Source organism: Streptomyces sp. NPDC086989 (assembly GCF_044745505.1).
GTDB lineage: Bacteria > Actinomycetota > Actinomycetes > Streptomycetales > Streptomycetaceae > Streptomyces.
Map to the genome: position 1 here is coordinate 66,544 of NZ_JBIVAL010000019.1, position 17,487 is coordinate 84,030.

The window sequence follows — 17,487 nt, forward strand, 5'->3', positions numbered from 1 at the left end:
GAGGACCCGGTGGCCCGGCGGTCACCGGGTCCTCGCACGTGCCGCCGCACGCCTCCTCGTAGGCTGCTGCGGTGATCACACAGGACGCCGCACCCGTCGCGGACTTCGAGGAGCACCGGCCCCGGATGTTCGGCATCGCCTACCGCATGCTCGGCTCCGCCACCGAGGCGGAGGACACCGTCCAGGACGCCTGGCTCCGCTGGAGCTCCGCCGACCGCAGCGACGTCGAGCACCCCGGGGCCTGGCTCGCCAAGGTGGTCACCCGCCTGTGCCTGAACCGGCTCGACTCGGCGCGCGCCCGGCGCGAGGAGTACGTCGGCCCCTGGCTGCCGGAGCCGGTGCTCACCGGGGACGGGACGCTCGGCCCGCTGGAGTCGGCGGAGCAGCGAGACAGCGTCTCGCTGGCCCTGCTGGTGCTGCTGGAGCAGCTGACGCCGGTGGAGCGGGCGGTGTACGTGCTGCGCGAGGCGTTCGCCTACGGTCACCGGGAGATCGCCGGGCTGCTCGACCTGACGGAGGCCAACTGCCGGCAGCTCTACCGGCGGGCCGCGGCCCGGGTGGCCGCGGGCCGGCCCGCGGCGCCGCACCCCCGCTTCGAACCCGATCCGGAGCGGCTGCGGACCCTGGTGGAGACCTTCCTGACGGCGGCGCGCGACGGCGACCTGGCCCGGCTGGAGGGCATGCTGACCGCCGACGTGCGGTACGTGTCCGACGGCGGCGGCGTGGTGAAGGCGGCCCTGCGGCCGATCCTTGGCCGGGACAAGGTGGCGCGGTTCCTGGTGGGCGCGCTGCGGAAGTACGCGGCGGACCTGCCGGTCTCCTTCGCGGAGGTCAACGGCGAGCCCGCGCTGATCGTCGGCGGGGCGGCGGTCCTGCAGGTGGAGGTCGAGGGCGGGCTGATCCGCGGGATGCGCACGGTGCTCAATCCGGAGAAGCTGGAATTCCTCCGTCGGCAGCTGTCACGTTTCTGAGGGCTGTCCGGTCCTGGCTGGTGAACGCACCCTTTCAGGGCTTCAGGAAGGAACGGACACCATGAGCACGATCCTCGTCACCGGAGGCACCGGGACCCTCGGCACGCCGGTCGTCGCCCGGCTGCGGGCGGCCGGCCACGACGTACGCGTCCTGAGCCGGCACGCGAAGGACCATCCGGTCGACCTGCGGGACGGCAGCGGGCTGGAGGCGGCGATGGCCGGCGCGGAGGTGGTCGTGCACTGCGCGAGCAGTCCGCGCGGCGGAGACGACGTGGCCGCCGGGCACCTGATCGAGGCGGCCCGGCGGGCGGGGACGGTCACGAACGTCGTCTACATCTCGATCGTCGGGGTGGACGTGATCCCGTTCGGCTACTACACGGTGAAGTACAAGGTCGAGCGGATGCTGGAGGAGTCCGGGCTGGGCGTGACGATTCTGCGGACGACGCAGTTCCATGACCTGGTGGCCATGGCGGTGGACGCGCTGGCGAAGGTGCCCGTGGTGCCGCTGCCACTGCCGAAGGGGGTCCGGGTGCAGCCGATCGCCGTGGCCGAGGTCGCCGACCGGATGGCGGAACTCGCCGTCCCCGCCCCGGCGGGCCGGGTGCCGGACATGGGCGGCCCGGAGATCCACACGCTGGTCGAGCTGGCCCGGGCCCGTCTGGCGGCGACCGGGCGCCGGCGCAGGGTGTTCGCGCTGCCGCTGGCGGGCAAGGCGTACGCGGCCTTCCGCCGCGGCGGCAACCTGACGCCGTCCCACGCGGTCGGCAAGGTCACCTTCGCCGAATTCCTGCGGACCGGGACGGGCGCCGGGTCCCGGGCCGACGGCTGAGGCCGGATCCGGGGAGGCCGGGGCGTTGCCGGGAGCCGGGGAGGCCGGCGTTGCCGGGAGCCGGGCCGCCAGATGGAGTCTTCCGAGCGCCTGCGCAGGCTCCGGCAGGGGACACTGTGGGAGAGATCGTCACATTCGGCCCACGGTACGACCCACGGTGAGGGGCGATGATCGTTTCGGTGGTGTCCATGCCGGAGGGCATCGCGCGGCGCGCCCCGGTGTCCGAGGCCCGTGAGCGGCTCGCGGCATCCCGTTTCCTGTTCGTGGACGCGGAGCTGCCCGAGGAGGCCCCGCCCGGTGAGCAGCCGGTCGCCGACCTGCTCGGGCTGGAGGCCGACGACCTGCCCTGGCTCGGCGCGGAGCGGGAGACCGCCCGCGCCGAGTTCCTCGGTGACGCGGCCGCGTTCGTCGTCCCGGCGATCGAGGCGGGCCGGGTCGTCCACCTGCACGTCGTGGCCACCGAGCGGTACCTGCTCACGGTGCACCGGGGGCCGGCGGGGCTGGTGGACAGGTGCGTGGCCCGCTTCCCGCGCGAGAGGCCGCCCGACGCCGTGGCCACGCTGTTCCTGATGCTGGGCGAGGCGCTGGAGACCTACCGGCGCTCCGCCGTCCAGGCCCTGCTGGAGGTGGAGGAGCTGGAGGACGAGATGTTTCGCCGGCGGGACCCCCAGCAGCTGTACCGCCTGGCGCGGCTGCGCCGGACCGCGGCGCAGCTGCACCACTCGCTCCTCCCCTACCACCAGGCGGCGGAGGAGTTCATCACGCGCCGGGTGCTGAACCGGAACTTCCCGGAGGAGCGCCAGCGGCTCGCCCGTGAGTACCAGCGCACGTCGCGGGTGGTGCTCACGGAGATCGAGGCGCTCCAGGAGGCCGCCCGGCGGGGCTTCGGCACCTACTCCTCCCTGGTGTCGGGCGAGCAGAACGGGGTGATCAACCGGTTGGCGATCGTTTCGACGATCTTTCTTCCGCTGACCTTCGTGACGGGGTTCTTCGGCATGAACTTCGCCTACCTGTCGGACGAGCTGGAGAGCAGGGCGATCTTCTGGGCACTCGCCGTGGGCCTCCAGGTGCTCTTCCTGGCGGGTGCGCTCTACGTACTGCACCGCACCCGCCTCTGGCGCAGGTTCCGCGAGGACGAGGCCGTCGGCGAAGACGAGTAGGGCGTCCGGTAGGGCGTCCGGCTCGGCGGCTCAGGGCGTGAAGAGGTCCGCCTGGGCGGCTTCGCGGGCGGCCAGGCGGGCGCCCGCGAGCACCGCCGGGTCGCCGAGTGCGGTGGCGCGGACCTCCATCGGCACGGGGGTCAGCGCGGCCAGCCGGCGGGCGACCGCGTCCGCGAGGCCGGCGCCGCCCGCGTGGCCGAGCCCGCCCGCCAGGACCAGGCAGCCCGGGTCCAGTACGGCCGCGACGGCCGCCGCGCCCAGGGCGAGCCGCTCGGCCAGGGCCTCCGTGAAGGCCTCGCCTGCGGCGCCCGCCACCGCCTCCTCGACCGGCCCGGTGTAGCCGTGCAAGGCCGCCAGCGAGGCCACCGCGTCCCGGCCGGCCAGGGCGTGGAACCCACCCCCGCAGTCCGTGGCGGAGGGCAGCCGGCCCGTGCCCGGCACCGGGAGGAAGCCGATCTCGCCGGCGCCGCCCGAGGCTCCGCGGCGCAGCCGGCCGTCCAGGACGACCGCCGCGCCGACGCCGGCGCCGAGCCACAGCAGGACGAAGGAGTCCAGGTCCTGCGCGGCGCCGACGCGCTGTTCGGCGAGGGCCGCGAGGTTCGTCTCGTTCTCCACCACCACGGTGGCCGGCAGCCTCCGCTGGAGCGCGGCCACCAGGTCCCGGTGCCAGGACGGCAGTCCGACGGTGCTGCGCAGTTCCCCGTCGGCCGGGGTGACCAGGCCGGGGGCGCCGACCACCACGGTGTGCAGCCGGTCCGCGCCGGCTTTCCGGGCGAGGGCCTCCAGTCGGGTCACGGCCTCGTCGACGGCGTCCACCGGGAGCGCCGCCCGGGCCAGCGGGCGGCCCAGCAGGTCCGCGACGACCGCGGTCGCGCTGTCCGTCCGTACGTCGAGGGCCGCCAGGTAGGCGCGGCCGGCCACGATCCCGTACAGCCGCGCGTTGGGTCCGCGGCGCTGCTCGCCCGACTCCCCCACGACCTCGATCAGCCCGGCGTGGGTCAGCCGCTCGACGAGATCGGCGACGGAGGGGCGGGACAGGCCCGTCATCGCCTTGAGCTGCGTGGCGGTCAGGGGCCCCTGCTCCTGCAGGAACCGCAGGGCGAGCCGGTCGTTGATGGCACGGGCCGTGCTCGGCGACGCGGGCGACGGAGCGGCGGGGGTCAGCACCTTGGCAGGAGTCACGGCGCCCATCTTAGGTACCTCGTCCGCACTAACTATCAGGCAGGGTCCCTGATAGTTTAATCGCCATGACAGGGGAAACAGACCTCAGCCCGGCGCGCCTGCGCCGGGCCCGCATCGCCATCGCCGCCGTCTTCTGCACCCACGGTGCCGTGACCGGTTCCTTCGCCACCCGCATCCCCTGGATCCAGGAGCACGCACAGCTCAGCGCGGGCACCCTGGGCCTGGCGCTGGCCTTCCCCGCGCTGGGCGCCGCGGTCGCGATGCCGCTGGCCGGCCGGATCAACCACCGCTTCGGCGCCCGCGCCGCGCTGCGCGGGCTGCTCTCGCTGTGGACCCTGTCCCTGATCCTGCCGAGCCTCGCCCCGAACCTGGCCGTCCTGTGTTTCGTCCTCTTCGTCTACGGGGCGACCGCCGGGATGTCGGACGTGGCGATGAACGCGCTCGGTGTGGAGACCGAGAACCGGATCGGGCGCTCGATCATGTCCTCGCTGCACGGCATGTGGAGCGTGGGCGCGCTGCTCGGCTCGGCGGCGGGCACGGTCGCCGCCCACTCCGGGGGCGACGCCCGGCTGCACCATCTGGTCGCCGCGCTCGCCCTGACCGCGGCCGGGCTGGTCGCCGTACGGGGGGTGCTGGACCTGCACAGCGCCGCGGAGGCGCAGGCGCCGCCGCATTTCGCGCTGCCCCCGAGGTCCGCACTGCTGATCGGGGCCATGGGGTTCTGCGCGGTCTTCGCGGAGGGCGCGAGCCTGGACTGGTCCGCGGTGTACCTGCGGGACGTCCTGGACACGGACGCCGGTCTCGCGGCGGCCTCCACCACGGCGTTCGCACTCACCATGGCCCTCGCCCGGCTCGCCGGGGACCGGGTGGTGGACCGGTTCGGCGCGGTGCGCACGGTCCGGGCGGGCGGAGTGCTGGCCACCGCGGGCGGGCTGACCGTGGTGACGGTCCACCAGCCGGCCGCGGCGATGGCGGGCTTCGGACTGATCGGACTGGGCATCGCGGTGGTGGTCCCGCTGGCCTTCGCGGCGGCCGCGCGCAGCGGGCCGGCCCCGGCGCAGGCCATCGCGGGGGTCGCGACGATCACGTACACGTCGGGGCTGATCGCGCCGTCGGCGATCGGGGCGGTGGCGGACGCGACCTCGCTCGTGATGTCCTTCGGGCTGGTCACCCTGCTCGCGTTCGCACTGGTCGCGGGGGCCGCGGTGCTGCGGCAGAAGCCGGTGACGGCGGGTTCCGCACGCGCAGACCGGGACGAACCGGCGGATGTCCGCCCGTCGTGGTGACCACGGGCCAGCGCGCACTGCGGTACCTGGCGCCCGCGCACCTCAGGGAACGGGAACCGCTGCCGGACCCGGGGACCGCGGCGTACGCCGCCGGGGCGGACGCGGCCGGCGCGCAACGGCCCGTGCAGGGCGCCCGCCCCTGAGCCCGGTTCGCCCGAACCGGCGAAGCACACGGCCAAGTTCCCCGGATCCGCACCGCCGACTGCGACGCTGCCTCTCATGGAAGCGGTGCTCGCGCGGATGCGCGCCCTGGACGACCGGCTCCCCGCACACGACGGTGTCGCCGTCTTCAACCGGGTGTACCTGACGGTGACGGAGACCCTGCACGACCGCATCTCCCACGGGGAGTTCCCGACGCCGCGACGGGCCGAGGCGCTGAGCGTGCTCTTCGCCGAGCGGTACCTGACGGCGGTGGAGGCGGACCGGGCCCCGGCCTGCTGGCGTCCGCTGCTCCAGTACCGCCGCCACCCGGGGGTCCGGCCGCTCCAGCACGCCCTGGCCGGGATCAACGCGCACATCGGGCACGATCTCGCGCTCGCGGTGGTCGCCACCTGCCGGGCCCTGGACTGCGAACCACGGGCCCTGGAGGCGGACTTCGACCGGGTCGGCGACACGCTGGTCTCCCTGGAGGAGCACATCCGGGAGGACCTGATGCCGGGCCCGGACCTGCTGGAGGTCGCGGATCCGCTGACGCACCTGCTCGGTTCGTGGAGCCTGGACCGGGCCCGCGGCGCAGCCTGGTCGGCGGCCCGCCTCCTGTGGACCCTGCGCCGCTCCCCCGACCTGGCGGAGGAGTTCACGGACTCCCTGGACGCGGGCGTCGGCCTGGTGGGCCGCTGTCTGCTGACCCCGACGTCCTGACCTCCGGGCCGCAGGGCCCGTACGCCGGGCCGGACATGAAGGCGGGAAGACCGGACGGGAAGGCCGGACATGAAGGCCGGAACAGGGACGGCCGGACAGGACGGCCGGACATGAAGACGGGCCGCCGCCGCGCTGCGTACGCGGGGGCGGCCCGTGGTCACGGGGCCGGAGCGGCGGGGGTGGGGCCGCTCCGGGCGGTGGCCGTCGGAGGTCAGTCCTCCGGCAGTTCGACCGGGGCGATCTCGTCGTAGACGTCGCCCGGACCGGGGTTGGTGGCGTCGGTCGAGCCGCCCAGGTGGTGCATGACGCCCCAGACCGCGTTCAGCGCCGTCTGGACCGCGCCCTCGGCCCAGCCCGCCGTCCAGGAGATGTCGTCGCCCGCGAGGAAGATGCCGCGCTTGTCCTCGGGGAGGCGGTCCTGCATGAAGTGGGTGAACAGGCGGCGCTGGTAGCGGTAGTGGCCCGGCAGGTTCGCCTTGAACGCGCCCATGAAGTAGGGCTCGTTCTCCCACGACACGGTCACCGGGTTGCCGATGATGTGACGGCGGATGTCGACCTTCGGGTAGATCTCGCCGAGGGACTTGAGCATGACCTCCATCCGCTCGTTCGCGGACAGCGGCAGCCACTTCAGGCTGTCGTCGCACCACGTGTACGAGAGGCAGATGACGGCGGGCTGGTCCGGGCCGTTGTCCAGGAGGTACGTACCGCGCGTCATGCGGTCCGTGAGGGTCATCGACATGACGTCGCGGCCCGTCGGGTTCCCTGCGTCGTCGACGGCCTTGTCCAGCCAGAACGGGCGGTCCACCGGGATGAAGAGCTTCGAGCTCTCCATGTAGTGGGTGCGCTCCATCGCCGTCCAGTGGTCGATGGGGAACAGCGAGTCGTCGCAGGCGATCTTGGACAGCAGCATCCAGGACTGCGCCGTGAAGATCGCGGCGCGGTACGTACGGATGTCGCCCGAGGAGTCCGTGACCGTGATGCGGTTGCCGGCCGTGCGGTGCAGGCGGGTCACCGCCGGGCGCGGGGTGCCCTCGTGCAGGGAGGACAGGGAGGTGCCCTGCGCCCAGTGGACGATCTTCTCGGGCTCGCGCTCCCACAGGCGCAGCGGCAGCTGCTGCGAGCCGCCGACGATGCCGCGGTGGTGGTCGTCCGCCTCGGTGTAGACGACGCGCAGGATCTCCAGGATGGAGTTCGGGAAGTCGGTGTCCCAGCCGCCGGTGCCGAAGCCGACCTGGCCGAAGATCTCGCGCTTGCGGAAGGACTGGAAGGCCTCGGACTTGCAGAGGAAGCCGTAGAAGGTCTCGTCGTCGAGCTTCTCGACGAGCTTGGCCCAGATCTCGCGGATCCGCGGGACGTCCCGCTCGCGCATCGCCTGGTTCATGTCGGAGAAGTCGGCGCCCTCGTCGAGGCAGGCGTTCCACGCGTCGGCGACGTCGCGGTAGATCTGCGGGAGGTCGGCGATGGTCTCCGCGTAGTGGGTCTCGCCCTTGAGGTCCACGACCGTCGAGGGGGTGGCCTCGGCGAGCGGGTTCGGGAACGGCTCGGTGACCAGGCCGACGAGGTCGATGTAGTGCTGGAGCGCCGTGGAGGAGGGCGGGAAGCGCATGGCGCCCATCTCCGCGGTCAGACCCTCGGTGCCGGCGCCCTCGAAGCCGACGGTGCGCAGCCGGCCGCCGATCTGGTCCGCCTCGTAGACGACGGGCTTGAGACCCATCTTCATCAGCTCGTAGGCGGAGATGATGCCGGACAGGCCGCCGCCGATGACGGCGACCTCGGTGCCGTGCTCGGTCGCCGGTATCTGGCCCAGGCCCGCCGGGTGGGCGAGGAAGTCGTCGTACGCGTACGGGAAGTCCGGGCCGAACATGGTGATCGGCGGCTGTCCGTCGCTGTGCGGGACGGCGGTGGTGGGCACCGTGGACGTCATGGGGTACGGCTCCTTGCGGGGGTGGGGCAGGGGGGAGGGCGCAGGCGGGGTCAGACGAGGGAGGCGTAGAGCCCGGGGCGGCGGTCGCGCAGGTAGGGGTTGGTCTCGCGCGAGGCGCGCAGCAGCTCGGGATCGGCCTCGCCGATCACCAGCTCCTCGCCGCGGCCGGCCCGGGTGCGGGTCGCCCCGTCGGGGCTCGCCAGGCAGCTGAGTCCGACGAACTCGAACTCGCCTTCCGGACCGGTGCGGTTGACGTACGCGATGTACATCTGGTTCTCGAAGGCCCGTACGGGGACGAGCTGTTCGGCGACGAACTGGAACGGGTGCATCTGCGCGGTCGGCACCAGGAGGAGGTCGGTGCCGGCCAGGGCGTGGGCCCGGACGTTCTCCGGGAACTCGACGTCGTAGCAGATCATGATGCCGATGCGCAGTCCGCCCAGGTCCGCCTGGACGACGGGGGTGTCGCCCGGCGTGAAGGCCTCCTGCTCGAAGCAGCCGAACAGGTGGGTCTTGCGGTAGTTCGCCAGCCGGACCCCGTCCGGGCCGACGAGCTGGGCCGCGTTGTACACCGTGTCGCCCTCGCGCTCGGGGTAGCCGTACAGGACGGCGACGCCGTGGCGGCGGGCGATCTCGCCGATGGCGCGGGCCGACATGCCGTCGGCGGCCTCGGCGAGGGCGGCGACGTCCGCGACCTCCAGCGCGTACCCGGTCAGGAACATCTCCGAGGTCACGAGGAGCCCGGCGCCCGCCTGTGCGGCGCGCTGCGCGGCCTCGTCGAGCGCCTTCAGGTTCTCGGCGGTGTCGCCGAGCCGTCCGGAGCTCTGGAGGAGGGCGGTGCGCAGCGGGGGCATGGGCGTACCTCTGTGGCAGGAGGGGTGGGGGTCCTATTGAAGGTACGTTCGCGCGTTCGACCCCGACAAGCCGTGACCGTTGCGCTCCGCGCATCGATTCGTTGCGTGTTTGACGGCTCGGGCGGCGATTCGTTGCGCGGGGCCCCGGGGTTCCCCTCCCGCCACGGGTTACGCGTCGGCGCGGAAGGCGGGGTGGGCCTGCAGGCGCCTCAGGTCGTCGAGGATATCTTCCGTGTCGTTGCCGATGACGCGGCCGCTCCAGGTGTCGCAGAGGGCGGGTACGGCGAGCGCGCCGTCGTAGTGGTGTCCGGCGGCCTCGTAGGCGCGGCGCAGCGCGGCGTACGTCGCCGGCGGCCCGAGCAGGGTGGTGGCGACGGCCCCCTCCAGGCCCAGCCGGGCGAGGGCGGCCGCGACGCGCACGGAGCCCGGACAGTCGGCGGAGAGGTAGAGGCGGTAGCGGTGCGGCACGGGCGAGAAGCCGGCGCCGATGCGGCCGCGCAGGACGGGGGCCGGACCGGTTCGGGGCAGGACCATGGGCAGCATGACTCTCCTGGGGAGCGGGACGAGGGCGTGTCAGACCTCCCGGCGGCATGGCGCGCGCCGGGTCACGGGGGTGGTGCGGGGCTGCGTACGCCGCGGCGGGCCGGTGCGGCAGGGCGGCGCACCGGACGCCGGGAGCCCGGCCGGGGGTGCCGGACGGACTGCCGGACCGCCGGGCCGGAGGACCGGGCGTCCGGCGGGTCAGGCGGCCGGCCGGCGGTCGGGCGGTCCGGCCCGGGCCCGGCCCTGTGGCTGGGGCCCAAGGCGGCCCTGCGCGGCGTACGCGACGGGCAGCGGCTAGGCGCCCGCGCCGAACGCGCTGCACACGCGCAGCAGGTCGATGTGCAGGCGCCGGGTCAGCCACCAGCGGCGGAGGATCCGCGCCCGTGCTCCCGCCGTCCTGGCCATCTCACCGGCTCCGTCCCGCCCCTGGGGCATAAACCCACCCGCGACTGACGCTGACTCTCGTGACCGTCGTCACCAGCAGTCTCGTGCCGGTGCGCGGGGCCGTCAAGAAGGTGGTGGACGGTCCTGCGCCCGTACCCGAGGGAAGGAGTTCCCCACCCCATGGCGCCCGACACCCACACGGCCACGCGAGCCATGCCCGTGCACGTCCTCGACAATCCGGTCTGGGCCGCGCTCAGCGGCCCGAGCAGTGCCTTCGCCGAAACCGGGCCGCGGGGGCTGGCGGCCCGGTACGTCGCCGACACCTCTCCGTTCGTCGCGCTGGCGGACCCGGAGGACCCCGGGGCCTGGGCCGATCTGGCAGCGCTGGCCGGGCCCGGACAGACGGTCTGGGTCACCGGCCTGCCGACGCCGCCCGCGGGGTGGACGACGGAGGTCTCGATACCGGGCGTGCAGATGGACGGCGGGGCGGTACGGGCCGAGGCGGCGCCCGAAGCGGTCCTGCTGGGGCCGGCCGACGTACCGGAGATGCGGGAGCTGGTCGAACTCACGAAGCCGGGACCGTTCGCGCGGCGCACCGTCGAGCTGGGCACCTACCTCGGGATCCGGCACGAGGGCCGGCTCGTCGCGATGGCCGGGGAACGGATGCGGCCGCCGGGCTGGTCGGAGATCAGCGCGGTGTGCACGCACCCCGACCACCGCGGCCGCGGCCTGGCCGGCCGCCTGATCCGGGCGGTGTCCGCCGCGATCCGCGAACGCGGCGACCGCCCGTTCCTGCACGCGGCGGCGGAGAACACGGGAGCCATCGCCCTGTACGAGTCCATGGGCTTCACGCTCCGCCGCCGCCCGGACTTCATCGGCGTCCGCACCCCGGACGCGCGGATGTGACGGGGGGCGGCGCCCGGCCGGGTCACGACGGCAGGTTTCGGGACGCGCGGATCGGTCACACGCGGGGACATGCCGAGTCACGCGAAAGGAACTGGAACTGTCATGACCGACGTCTCCCGGCTGCCCGGCGCCGCCCACCACCACTGGCAGTGGCAGCTGCGGGCCGCCTGCCGGAACCTGGGCCCCGGACGCTTCTACCACCCGGCCGGCGAGCGGGGCGAGGAGCGGGAGGGCCGCGACGAGGCCGCGAAGCGGGTCTGTGCGGTCTGCCCGGTGCGTGCCGCGTGCCTGGAGCACGCGCTGCGGACCCGTGAACCCTTCGGGGTCTGGGGCGGCTTGACGGAGGAGGAGCGCCGGCCCCTGCTGGAGTCGGCCGCCGGCCACCGCACCGCCGCGGCCCGCGCGAGTGCCGGGCACGCCTGAATGCCGCCCGCGGGGGGCCCGTACCGCTCCCGCCGCCTGAACACCGCTGCGCCCCGGCATCGTGATGCCGGGGCGCAGCGGTGTTCGAGGGGGTGTTCGAGCGGGACGGCGGTCAGGCCGGGGCGCCCGAGGTGAAGCGGCGCAGGAGCGGGGAGAGGACCAGCACCGACTTGGTGCGCTCCACGAAGGGTTCGCCCGCGATGCGCTCCAGTACGCGCTCGAAGTGCCGCATGTCGGAGGCGAAGACCTGGACGAGGGCGTCCGCGTCACCGGTGACGGTCGACGCGGACACCACCTCGGGGTACCGCTCCAGGCCTCGCCGGATGTCGTCCGGCGAGGTGTTGTGGCGGCAGTAGATCTCGATGAAGCCCTCGGTCTCCCAGCCCATGGCGGCGGGGTCGACGCGGACGGTGAAGCCGGTGATGGCCCCCTCGGCCCGCAGCCGGTCCACGCGCCGTTTCACGGCCGGGGCCGAGAGTCCGACCTCGGAGCCGATGTCCGCGTAGGAACGGCGGGCGTCCTCGGCGAGGGCGTGCACGATGCGTTCGTCGAGATCGTTCAGTCGCACTGCGGGTGGATCACATTTCTGCTGTGGCCACTTCATCCGTGGCCAGTCGGGAGCGGCGGATGCCGTAGCTGAAGTACACCACGAGGCCGACGGCCATCCAGCCACCGAAGACCATCCACGTGGCCGTATCGAGGCTGAACATCATGTAGCCGCAGGCGAGGAAGCCCAGGATCGGCGTGACCGGGAAGAGCGCCACCTTGAAGGTGCGCGGCATGTCGGGCTTGGTGCGGCGCAGGATGATCACGGCGACGTTGACCAGGCCGAAGGCGAAGAGGGTGCCGATGCTGGTGGCGTCGGCGAGCTTGCCCAGCGGGATGAACGCGGCGAGGACGCCGCAGAAGAGCGAGACGAGGACGACGTTGGCGCGGGGGGCGCCGGTCTTCTCGTCGACCTTGGCGAACACCTTGGGGACGAGGCCGTCGCGGGACATCGCGAAGAGGATGCGGGTCTGGCCGTAGAGGACGGCGAAGACGACGGAGAAGATCGCGATCACGGCGCCGGCGGCGAGGACGACGCCCCAGACGCTGGTGCCGGTGACGTCGGTCATGATCTGGGCGAGCGCGGCCTCGGTGCCCTCGAAGTCCTGCCACGGCATGGCGCCGACGGCGACGAAGGCGACGAGGACGTAGAGGACGGTGACGATGCCCAGCGAGAGCATGATCGCGCGCGGCAGGTCCTTCTTCGGGTCCTTGGCCTCCTCACCGGCGGTGGAGGCGGCGTCGAAGCCGATGTACGAGAAGAACAGGGTGGAGGCGGCGGCGCTGATGCCGGTGACGCCGAGCGGGGCGAGCGGCGTGTAGTTGCCGGACTTGATGCCCATGACGCCGATGCCGATGAAGAGCAGCAGCGTGACGATCTTCACCGCGACCATGATCGAGTTGATCGTGGCGCTCTCCTTGGCCCCGCGCATCAGGAAGACCATCGAGAGCAGGACGACGACCAGCGCCGGCAGGTTGATGAAGCCGCCGTCGCCCAGCGGCGCGGAGACCGAGCCGGGGATGGTGACCCCGATGGTCCCGTCGAGGAGCTCGTTGAGGTACTGGCCCCATCCGACGGCCACGGCCGCGACGGAGACGGCGTACTCCAGGACCAGGCACCAGCCGCAGATCCAGGCTATGAACTCGCCCATGGTGGCGTACGCGTACGAGTACGAGGAGCCGGAGACCGGGACGGAGCCGGCCAGCTCGGCGTAGGAGAGGGCCGAGAAGAGCGCGGTCAGGCCCGCGAGGATGAAGGAGATCGTCACGGCGGGGCCGGCCTTGGGAGCCGCGGTGCCGAGGACGACGAAGATGCCGGTGCCCAGGGTGGCACCGATGCTGATCATGGTCAGCTGCCACATGGTGAGCGAGCGGCGCAGCGAGCCGCCGTCACCCTGCCCGCCCTCGGCGACGAGCCGCTCGACGGGCTTGCGGCGCATCAGCGGGTTCACGGGCTTGCGCGTCTCCGGGGAGAGCGGGGGTGCCTGGCCCTGATCGAGCACGGGGGGACTCCTTTGGACACTGCGGATGGGGACTGAGGCATCGACCGCAGCGGTCCGGAACAGGACACAGACAAGAGCCTGGGCATGGGGAGGACCGCCGAGCAGGCGGTCTTCGCCACTCCACGTACAGCGAGTGAGCCTACGAGCTGAGTGATACCGCCCGTAATGCACCATCCTTGCACATTGCCGCACGATCGTTGCGCGGATCTGTCCTGGATGGTCCTTTGTTGCGCGCGGATGATCGATCAGTGCGCACGGCACCCCGACCGCCTTTATTGACACATCGTCAGATCTGCCGCAGCATGCCGGCCGGAAACCGGCCCGGGCGCACGGCCTGCACTCCGCGGCGGTGGAACGTGCCCGTCCGGGGTACGGGTCACACGAGCCGGCGACGGGGCCGCGACCCCTCCGGAGCCGGCTCCCCTGACGACCGGAGGCGCGCAGTGATCACTGAGGGCACCGCCACGCACTGGCTGGACCCGGGACCGTTCCTGCGCGGAGTCGCCTGGCTCGACAAGGGGCGCCCGGTCCGGGCCGACCCGGCGGACGGCATGCGGCTGCCCTGGGACACCGGGGAGCGGGCCACCCTCCCGATAGGGGTGCGTCTGGAGTTCACGGCGCACGGCGCGCACGCGGTGGAGATCCGCTACCGGGCGACCGTGCCCGGCCCCACCGACGCACTGCGCGACCTGGCGCACGGCTTCGCCCTGTGGGACCGCCACGGGGTGGTCCGCGAGGTCTGGACCGAACCCGCGGCCGAGGCCGTCGTACGCATCGAACTCCCCGGCGGGCCCGGCCCGTTCACCGTCCACCCGCCGGAGGCGCAGTCCCCGCTGATCCTCGGCCTGCGCGGGATCGGCGGGGCCGTGGCCCCGGCGCCGCCGGCACCGCGCTGGGTGGTGCACGGCGATTCGATCACCGAGGGCTGGTGGTCCACCCGGCCCGCCCACGGCTGGCCCGCCGTCGCCGGCCGCGCCCTGGGCTGGGACACCGTCAACCTCGGGTACGCGGGCGCCGCCCGCGGGGAACTCGCCACCGCCGAGCAGATCGCGAGCCTCCCCGCGGACGTCCTCACCCTCGCGTTCGGCACCAACTGCTGGTCCCGCGTGCCCTTTTCGGTGCCACTGCTGTACGAGACCACCCGCGCGTTCCTCGATCTGGTCCGCCAGGGGCACCCGCGGACCCCGCTGCTGCTGCTCTCCCCCGTCCTGCGGCCCGACGCGGAGCGCACCCCGAACCGGCTCGGCGCCACCCTGGGCGCCCTGCGCGACGCGATGGAGCGGGCCGTCCGCGACCGGATCGCCGCCGGGGACGACCGTCTCGTCCTGCTGCCGGGCCGTGACCTGCTGGGACCGCAGCACCTGGAGGACGGGCTGCACCCCAACGACGGCGGACACCAGGTCCTCGGCCTCGCTGTGGTCACGGCTCTGCGCCGCGCCGGGTTCGGCGCGGGGTGAGTGAAACAGCCCACACACACCGCCTTGAACAGATCGACCCCGACAGGGCGTGTCCTTGTCACAGTTGCCGGCGCACCGGAGACGGGCGGCGGACACGGAGACACCGAACGTGGGAGAGATCAGATGGGCATCAAGCGCGGAACCACCCTGGCGGCCGTGGCAGTCGTCGTCGCCCTCACGGCGACCGCCTGCGGCGGGGACGACACCAAGGCCGCCGACGCGAAGCCCGCCGGTGCCGCGGCCGCGGCTCCCGCCGCAGCAGGGGACTACGGCTCCGACTACGGCGCGGGATCCGCCGCCGGCGCGAGCGCCAAGGGCGCCGGCCAGCTGGCGATCGCCCAGAACGAGCAGCTCGGCTCCGTCCTCGCCGACAGCGCCGGTTTCACCCTCTACCGCTTCGACAAGGACACCGCCAAGCCGCCGAAGTCCAACTGCGAAGGGGACTGCGCGAAGACCTGGCCGGTGGTCCCGGCCGGTGACGCCACCGCCGCCGCGGGCATGGACCCGTCGGTGCTCGGCGAGGTGGTCCGCAGCGACGGCAGCAAGCAGCTGACCGTGGGCGGCTGGCCCGTGTACCGCTACAGCAAGGACACCAAGGCGGGCGAGACCAACGGGCAGGGCGTCGGCGGCACGTGGTTCGCGCTCGCCCCCGACGGCAAGAAGGCCGCGAAGGCCGCCGCCGCGCCCGCGGCGCCCGCGGCACCGGCCGGTGCGGGCCAGGCCGCCGGCGCCCTGACGGTGGCCAAGGACCCCAAGCTGGGCGAGCACATCGTCGACGGCAACGGCATGACCGTCTACCGGTTCAAGAAGGACACCGCCTGGCCGATGGCCTCCAACTGCACCGGCGACTGCGTGGCCAAGTGGCCGGTCGTGCCCCCGGTGGACAAGGCCAACGCCAAGGGCATCGTCGAGAAGGGCTACTCCGTCCTGGACCGCCCGGACGGCATGAAGCAGCAGGCGATCGACTGCTGGCCCGTCTACACCTTCACCGGCGACAAGAAGGCCGGCGACATCAACGGGCAGGGCGTCGGCGGCACCTGGTACGCCGTCTCCCCCGACGGCAAGCTGATCACCACCTCCTGATCACCTCCTGACCGCCTCCTCCCCCCTCCCCCCACCGACGGACCGCGCGGCCCCCTGCCCCCTCCCCCCGGCAGGCGGGCCGCGCACCGTTCCACCCCGGCGCCGTCGTCCCTAGACTCCACCGCATGCTGCGCGTACTGGCCGTCGACGACGAGAAGCCGCTCCTCGAGGAACTCCTCTACCTGCTGCGCTCCGACCCCCGGGTGCTGAGCGCCGAGGGCGCCTCGGACGCCACCGAGGCCCTGCGGCGGATCACCCGGGCCCTGGAGACCGGCCCCGACGGGCCCGACGGCATCGACGTCGTCTTCCTCGACATCCACATGGCGGGGCTGACCGGCCTCGACATCGCCCGGCTGCTGGCCGGGTTCGCGCAACCGCCGCTGATCGTGTTCGTCACCGCCCACGAGGGATTCGCCGTCCAGGCCTTCGACCTCAAGGCCGTGGACTACGTCCTCAAGCCGGTCCGTCCCGAGCGGCTCGCCGAGGCGGTCCGGCGGGCCCGTGCCCAGCTGGGCCGGACCGCCGCTCAGCAAGCCGGGCCCGCGGAGCCGGCCGGTCCGAGCATCCCGGTGCAGCGGCGCCCCGCTCCCGAGGTGACCGTCGCCGAGCGCACCCCGGACCAGATCGCCGTCGAACTGGGCGGCGTCACCCGGTTCGTGGCGATCGCCGACATCGCGTACGTCGAGGCCCAGGGCGACTACGCCCGGCTGCACACCGACGAGGGCAGCCACCTGGTCCGCATCCCGCTCTCCACGCTGGAGGAGCGCTGGGCGGCCCGCGGTTTCGTCCGCATCCACCGCCGGCACCTCGTGGCGCTGGGCCGCATCGACGAGCTCCGGCTGGACGCCGGGACCACCAGCGTCCGCGTCGGATCGGCCGAGCTGCAGGTCAGCCGCCGCCACGCGCGCCAGCTGCGGGACCTGCTGATGCGCCAGGCGACCGGATAGCGCCGGGCCGGTGCACCGGCCCGGCGGGGGCCGCCGCCCCGGCGGCGGAGCCAGACACCGGTGCCCAGGCCCGCCACCCGGCGCCGCGGGCCCGGCCCGGCGGTGCGCCGCCGGACGCGCGGCGACCGTCCGGCGTGCGGTGACCGTCCGGCCGGGCGGCGACCGTCCGGCGTGCGGGGGCGCCGTTCGTCGCACCGCACGGGGCGTACGGCGCCCCGCCGCTGCCGTCGGTCGCAGGGCGGCCCCGCGCGCCCTCGGCCGGCCCGGCCCGGACCTATCGTGGAGCCGCCGGTCCGGAAGGAGCGGGCGGCGGCAACGAGCAGGGGGGTGCGGATGGCCGAGATCCAGGCGCTGCTCGACGCGCTGGCCGTGCTGCCCCGTACCCGGCCCGCCGGGCCCGCCGAGGCCGAGGTGCTGCTCGCGCGGCTGCGCAGCGCCGCCGCGCGCTGGGCCGACGTGCTGTACGAGGCCAACGAGGGCGTCCGGCAGCAGTTGCCGCCCCGCGCGGAGGCGGCCCTGACACTGGCGTTCCGGCGCGCAGAGGACTCGTACGTGGAGCTGGAGATCGCGCTGCGGGACTGCGCGGAGCACCGCGACCCCGCGCACTGACACCCCTTTTCGGCCGGTGGGAG

Annotated in this window: 18 protein-coding genes; 12 read left to right on the forward strand and 6 right to left on the reverse strand. The window is 73.7% G+C overall.

What is annotated here, in order from left to right; all coding sequences use genetic code 11:
* Positions 1–71: 71 nt before the first annotated feature.
* The 3 genes from ACIPK4_RS34055 to ACIPK4_RS34065 all read left to right on the forward strand — a co-directional run bounded on the left by ACIPK4_RS34055 (position 72) and on the right by ACIPK4_RS34065 (position 2,960).
* Positions 72–971 carry an RNA polymerase sigma-70 factor gene (locus ACIPK4_RS34055; RefSeq protein WP_402320151.1) on the forward strand — a complete coding sequence of 300 codons (900 nt, stop codon included), beginning with the start codon at positions 72–74 and terminating at the stop codon, positions 969–971.
* Between the two features lie 61 nt (positions 972–1,032).
* Entirely contained in the window at positions 1,033–1,800 is a 768-nt protein-coding gene (locus ACIPK4_RS34060; RefSeq protein WP_402320154.1) for an SDR family oxidoreductase, read from the forward strand.
* Positions 1,801–1,967: 167 nt separating this feature from the next.
* Positions 1,968–2,960 carry a CorA family divalent cation transporter gene (locus ACIPK4_RS34065; RefSeq protein ID WP_402320157.1) on the forward strand — a complete coding sequence of 331 codons (993 nt, stop codon included), beginning with the start codon at positions 1,968–1,970 and terminating at the stop codon, positions 2,958–2,960.
* 30 nt (positions 2,961–2,990) lie between these two features.
* On the opposite strand, the gene ACIPK4_RS34070 is transcribed toward ACIPK4_RS34065, so the two are convergent.
* Positions 2,991–4,151: an ROK family transcriptional regulator gene (locus ACIPK4_RS34070; protein ID WP_402320160.1), complete on the reverse strand. Its 1,161-nt coding sequence runs from the start codon at positions 4,149–4,151 to the stop codon at positions 2,991–2,993.
* A 56-nt stretch (positions 4,152–4,207) separates the two neighbouring features.
* Here ACIPK4_RS34070 and ACIPK4_RS34075 point away from each other — a divergent pair, with 56 nt between their 5' ends.
* From ACIPK4_RS34075 to ACIPK4_RS34085, 3 genes are all read left to right on the forward strand, one after another.
* Complete coding sequence (locus tag ACIPK4_RS34075) at positions 4,208–5,428, forward strand: MFS transporter (RefSeq protein ID WP_402320163.1); 1,221 nt, start codon at positions 4,208–4,210, stop codon at positions 5,426–5,428.
* Positions 5,422–5,571 (forward strand): hypothetical protein, encoded by a 150-nt coding sequence (locus ACIPK4_RS34080; protein WP_402320166.1) that lies wholly within the window; start codon positions 5,422–5,424, stop codon positions 5,569–5,571. The genes ACIPK4_RS34075 and ACIPK4_RS34080 overlap by 7 nt, the downstream gene beginning before the upstream one ends.
* Positions 5,572–5,647: 76 nt before the next feature.
* Positions 5,648–6,289: a DUF5995 family protein gene (locus ACIPK4_RS34085; RefSeq protein ID WP_402320169.1), complete on the forward strand. Its 642-nt coding sequence runs from the start codon at positions 5,648–5,650 to the stop codon at positions 6,287–6,289.
* A gap of 211 nt (positions 6,290–6,500) precedes the next feature.
* Here ACIPK4_RS34085 and ACIPK4_RS34090 read toward each other — a convergent pair whose 3' ends face one another.
* The 3 genes from ACIPK4_RS34090 to ACIPK4_RS34100 all read right to left on the reverse strand — a co-directional run bounded on the left by ACIPK4_RS34090 (position 6,501) and on the right by ACIPK4_RS34100 (position 9,607).
* The gene (locus ACIPK4_RS34090; protein WP_054220598.1) at positions 6,501–8,213 is read right to left on the reverse strand and encodes an NAD(P)/FAD-dependent oxidoreductase; all 1,713 of its coding nucleotides are present in this window, start codon (positions 8,211–8,213) and stop codon (positions 6,501–6,503) included.
* A gap of 50 nt (positions 8,214–8,263) precedes the next feature.
* Positions 8,264–9,064 carry a carbon-nitrogen hydrolase family protein gene (locus ACIPK4_RS34095; protein WP_402320172.1) on the reverse strand — a complete coding sequence of 267 codons (801 nt, stop codon included), beginning with the start codon at positions 9,062–9,064 and terminating at the stop codon, positions 8,264–8,266.
* Between the two features lie 168 nt (positions 9,065–9,232).
* Positions 9,233–9,607, reverse strand: coding sequence for a hypothetical protein (locus ACIPK4_RS34100; RefSeq protein WP_402320175.1), 375 nt, complete (start codon positions 9,605–9,607; stop codon positions 9,233–9,235).
* Between the two features lie 564 nt (positions 9,608–10,171).
* Between ACIPK4_RS34100 and ACIPK4_RS34105 the strand changes: the two genes are divergently transcribed.
* Positions 10,172–10,897 (forward strand): GNAT family N-acetyltransferase, encoded by a 726-nt coding sequence (locus tag ACIPK4_RS34105; protein WP_402320178.1) that lies wholly within the window; start codon positions 10,172–10,174, stop codon positions 10,895–10,897.
* Between the two features lie 102 nt (positions 10,898–10,999).
* A complete protein-coding gene (locus ACIPK4_RS34110; protein ID WP_402320181.1) occupies positions 11,000–11,320 on the forward strand; it encodes a WhiB family transcriptional regulator in 321 nt (106 codons plus the stop codon).
* 112 nt (positions 11,321–11,432) lie between these two features.
* On the opposite strand, the gene ACIPK4_RS34115 is transcribed toward ACIPK4_RS34110, so the two are convergent.
* Complete coding sequence (locus tag ACIPK4_RS34115) at positions 11,433–11,888, reverse strand: Lrp/AsnC family transcriptional regulator (RefSeq protein ID WP_007262967.1); 456 nt, start codon at positions 11,886–11,888, stop codon at positions 11,433–11,435.
* A gap of 10 nt (positions 11,889–11,898) precedes the next feature.
* Positions 11,899–13,368, reverse strand: coding sequence for an amino acid permease (locus ACIPK4_RS34120; RefSeq protein WP_402320185.1), 1,470 nt, complete (start codon positions 13,366–13,368; stop codon positions 11,899–11,901).
* Positions 13,369–13,811: 443 nt separating this feature from the next.
* Between ACIPK4_RS34120 and ACIPK4_RS34125 the strand changes: the two genes are divergently transcribed.
* The 4 genes from ACIPK4_RS34125 to ACIPK4_RS34140 all read left to right on the forward strand — a co-directional run bounded on the left by ACIPK4_RS34125 (position 13,812) and on the right by ACIPK4_RS34140 (position 17,464).
* Entirely contained in the window at positions 13,812–14,825 is a 1,014-nt protein-coding gene (locus ACIPK4_RS34125) for a GDSL-type esterase/lipase family protein (RefSeq protein ID WP_402320188.1), read from the forward strand.
* A gap of 123 nt (positions 14,826–14,948) precedes the next feature.
* Positions 14,949–15,908, forward strand: a complete 960-nt coding sequence (locus ACIPK4_RS34130; RefSeq protein WP_402320191.1) for an SCO0930 family lipoprotein — start codon at positions 14,949–14,951, stop codon at positions 15,906–15,908.
* Between the two features lie 125 nt (positions 15,909–16,033).
* Complete coding sequence (locus tag ACIPK4_RS34135; protein ID WP_402320194.1) at positions 16,034–16,855, forward strand: LytR/AlgR family response regulator transcription factor; 822 nt, start codon at positions 16,034–16,036, stop codon at positions 16,853–16,855.
* Positions 16,856–17,188: 333 nt separating this feature from the next.
* Positions 17,189–17,464, forward strand: coding sequence for a hypothetical protein (locus tag ACIPK4_RS34140; RefSeq protein ID WP_329313009.1), 276 nt, complete (start codon positions 17,189–17,191; stop codon positions 17,462–17,464).
* Positions 17,465–17,487: the final 23 nt, after the last annotated feature.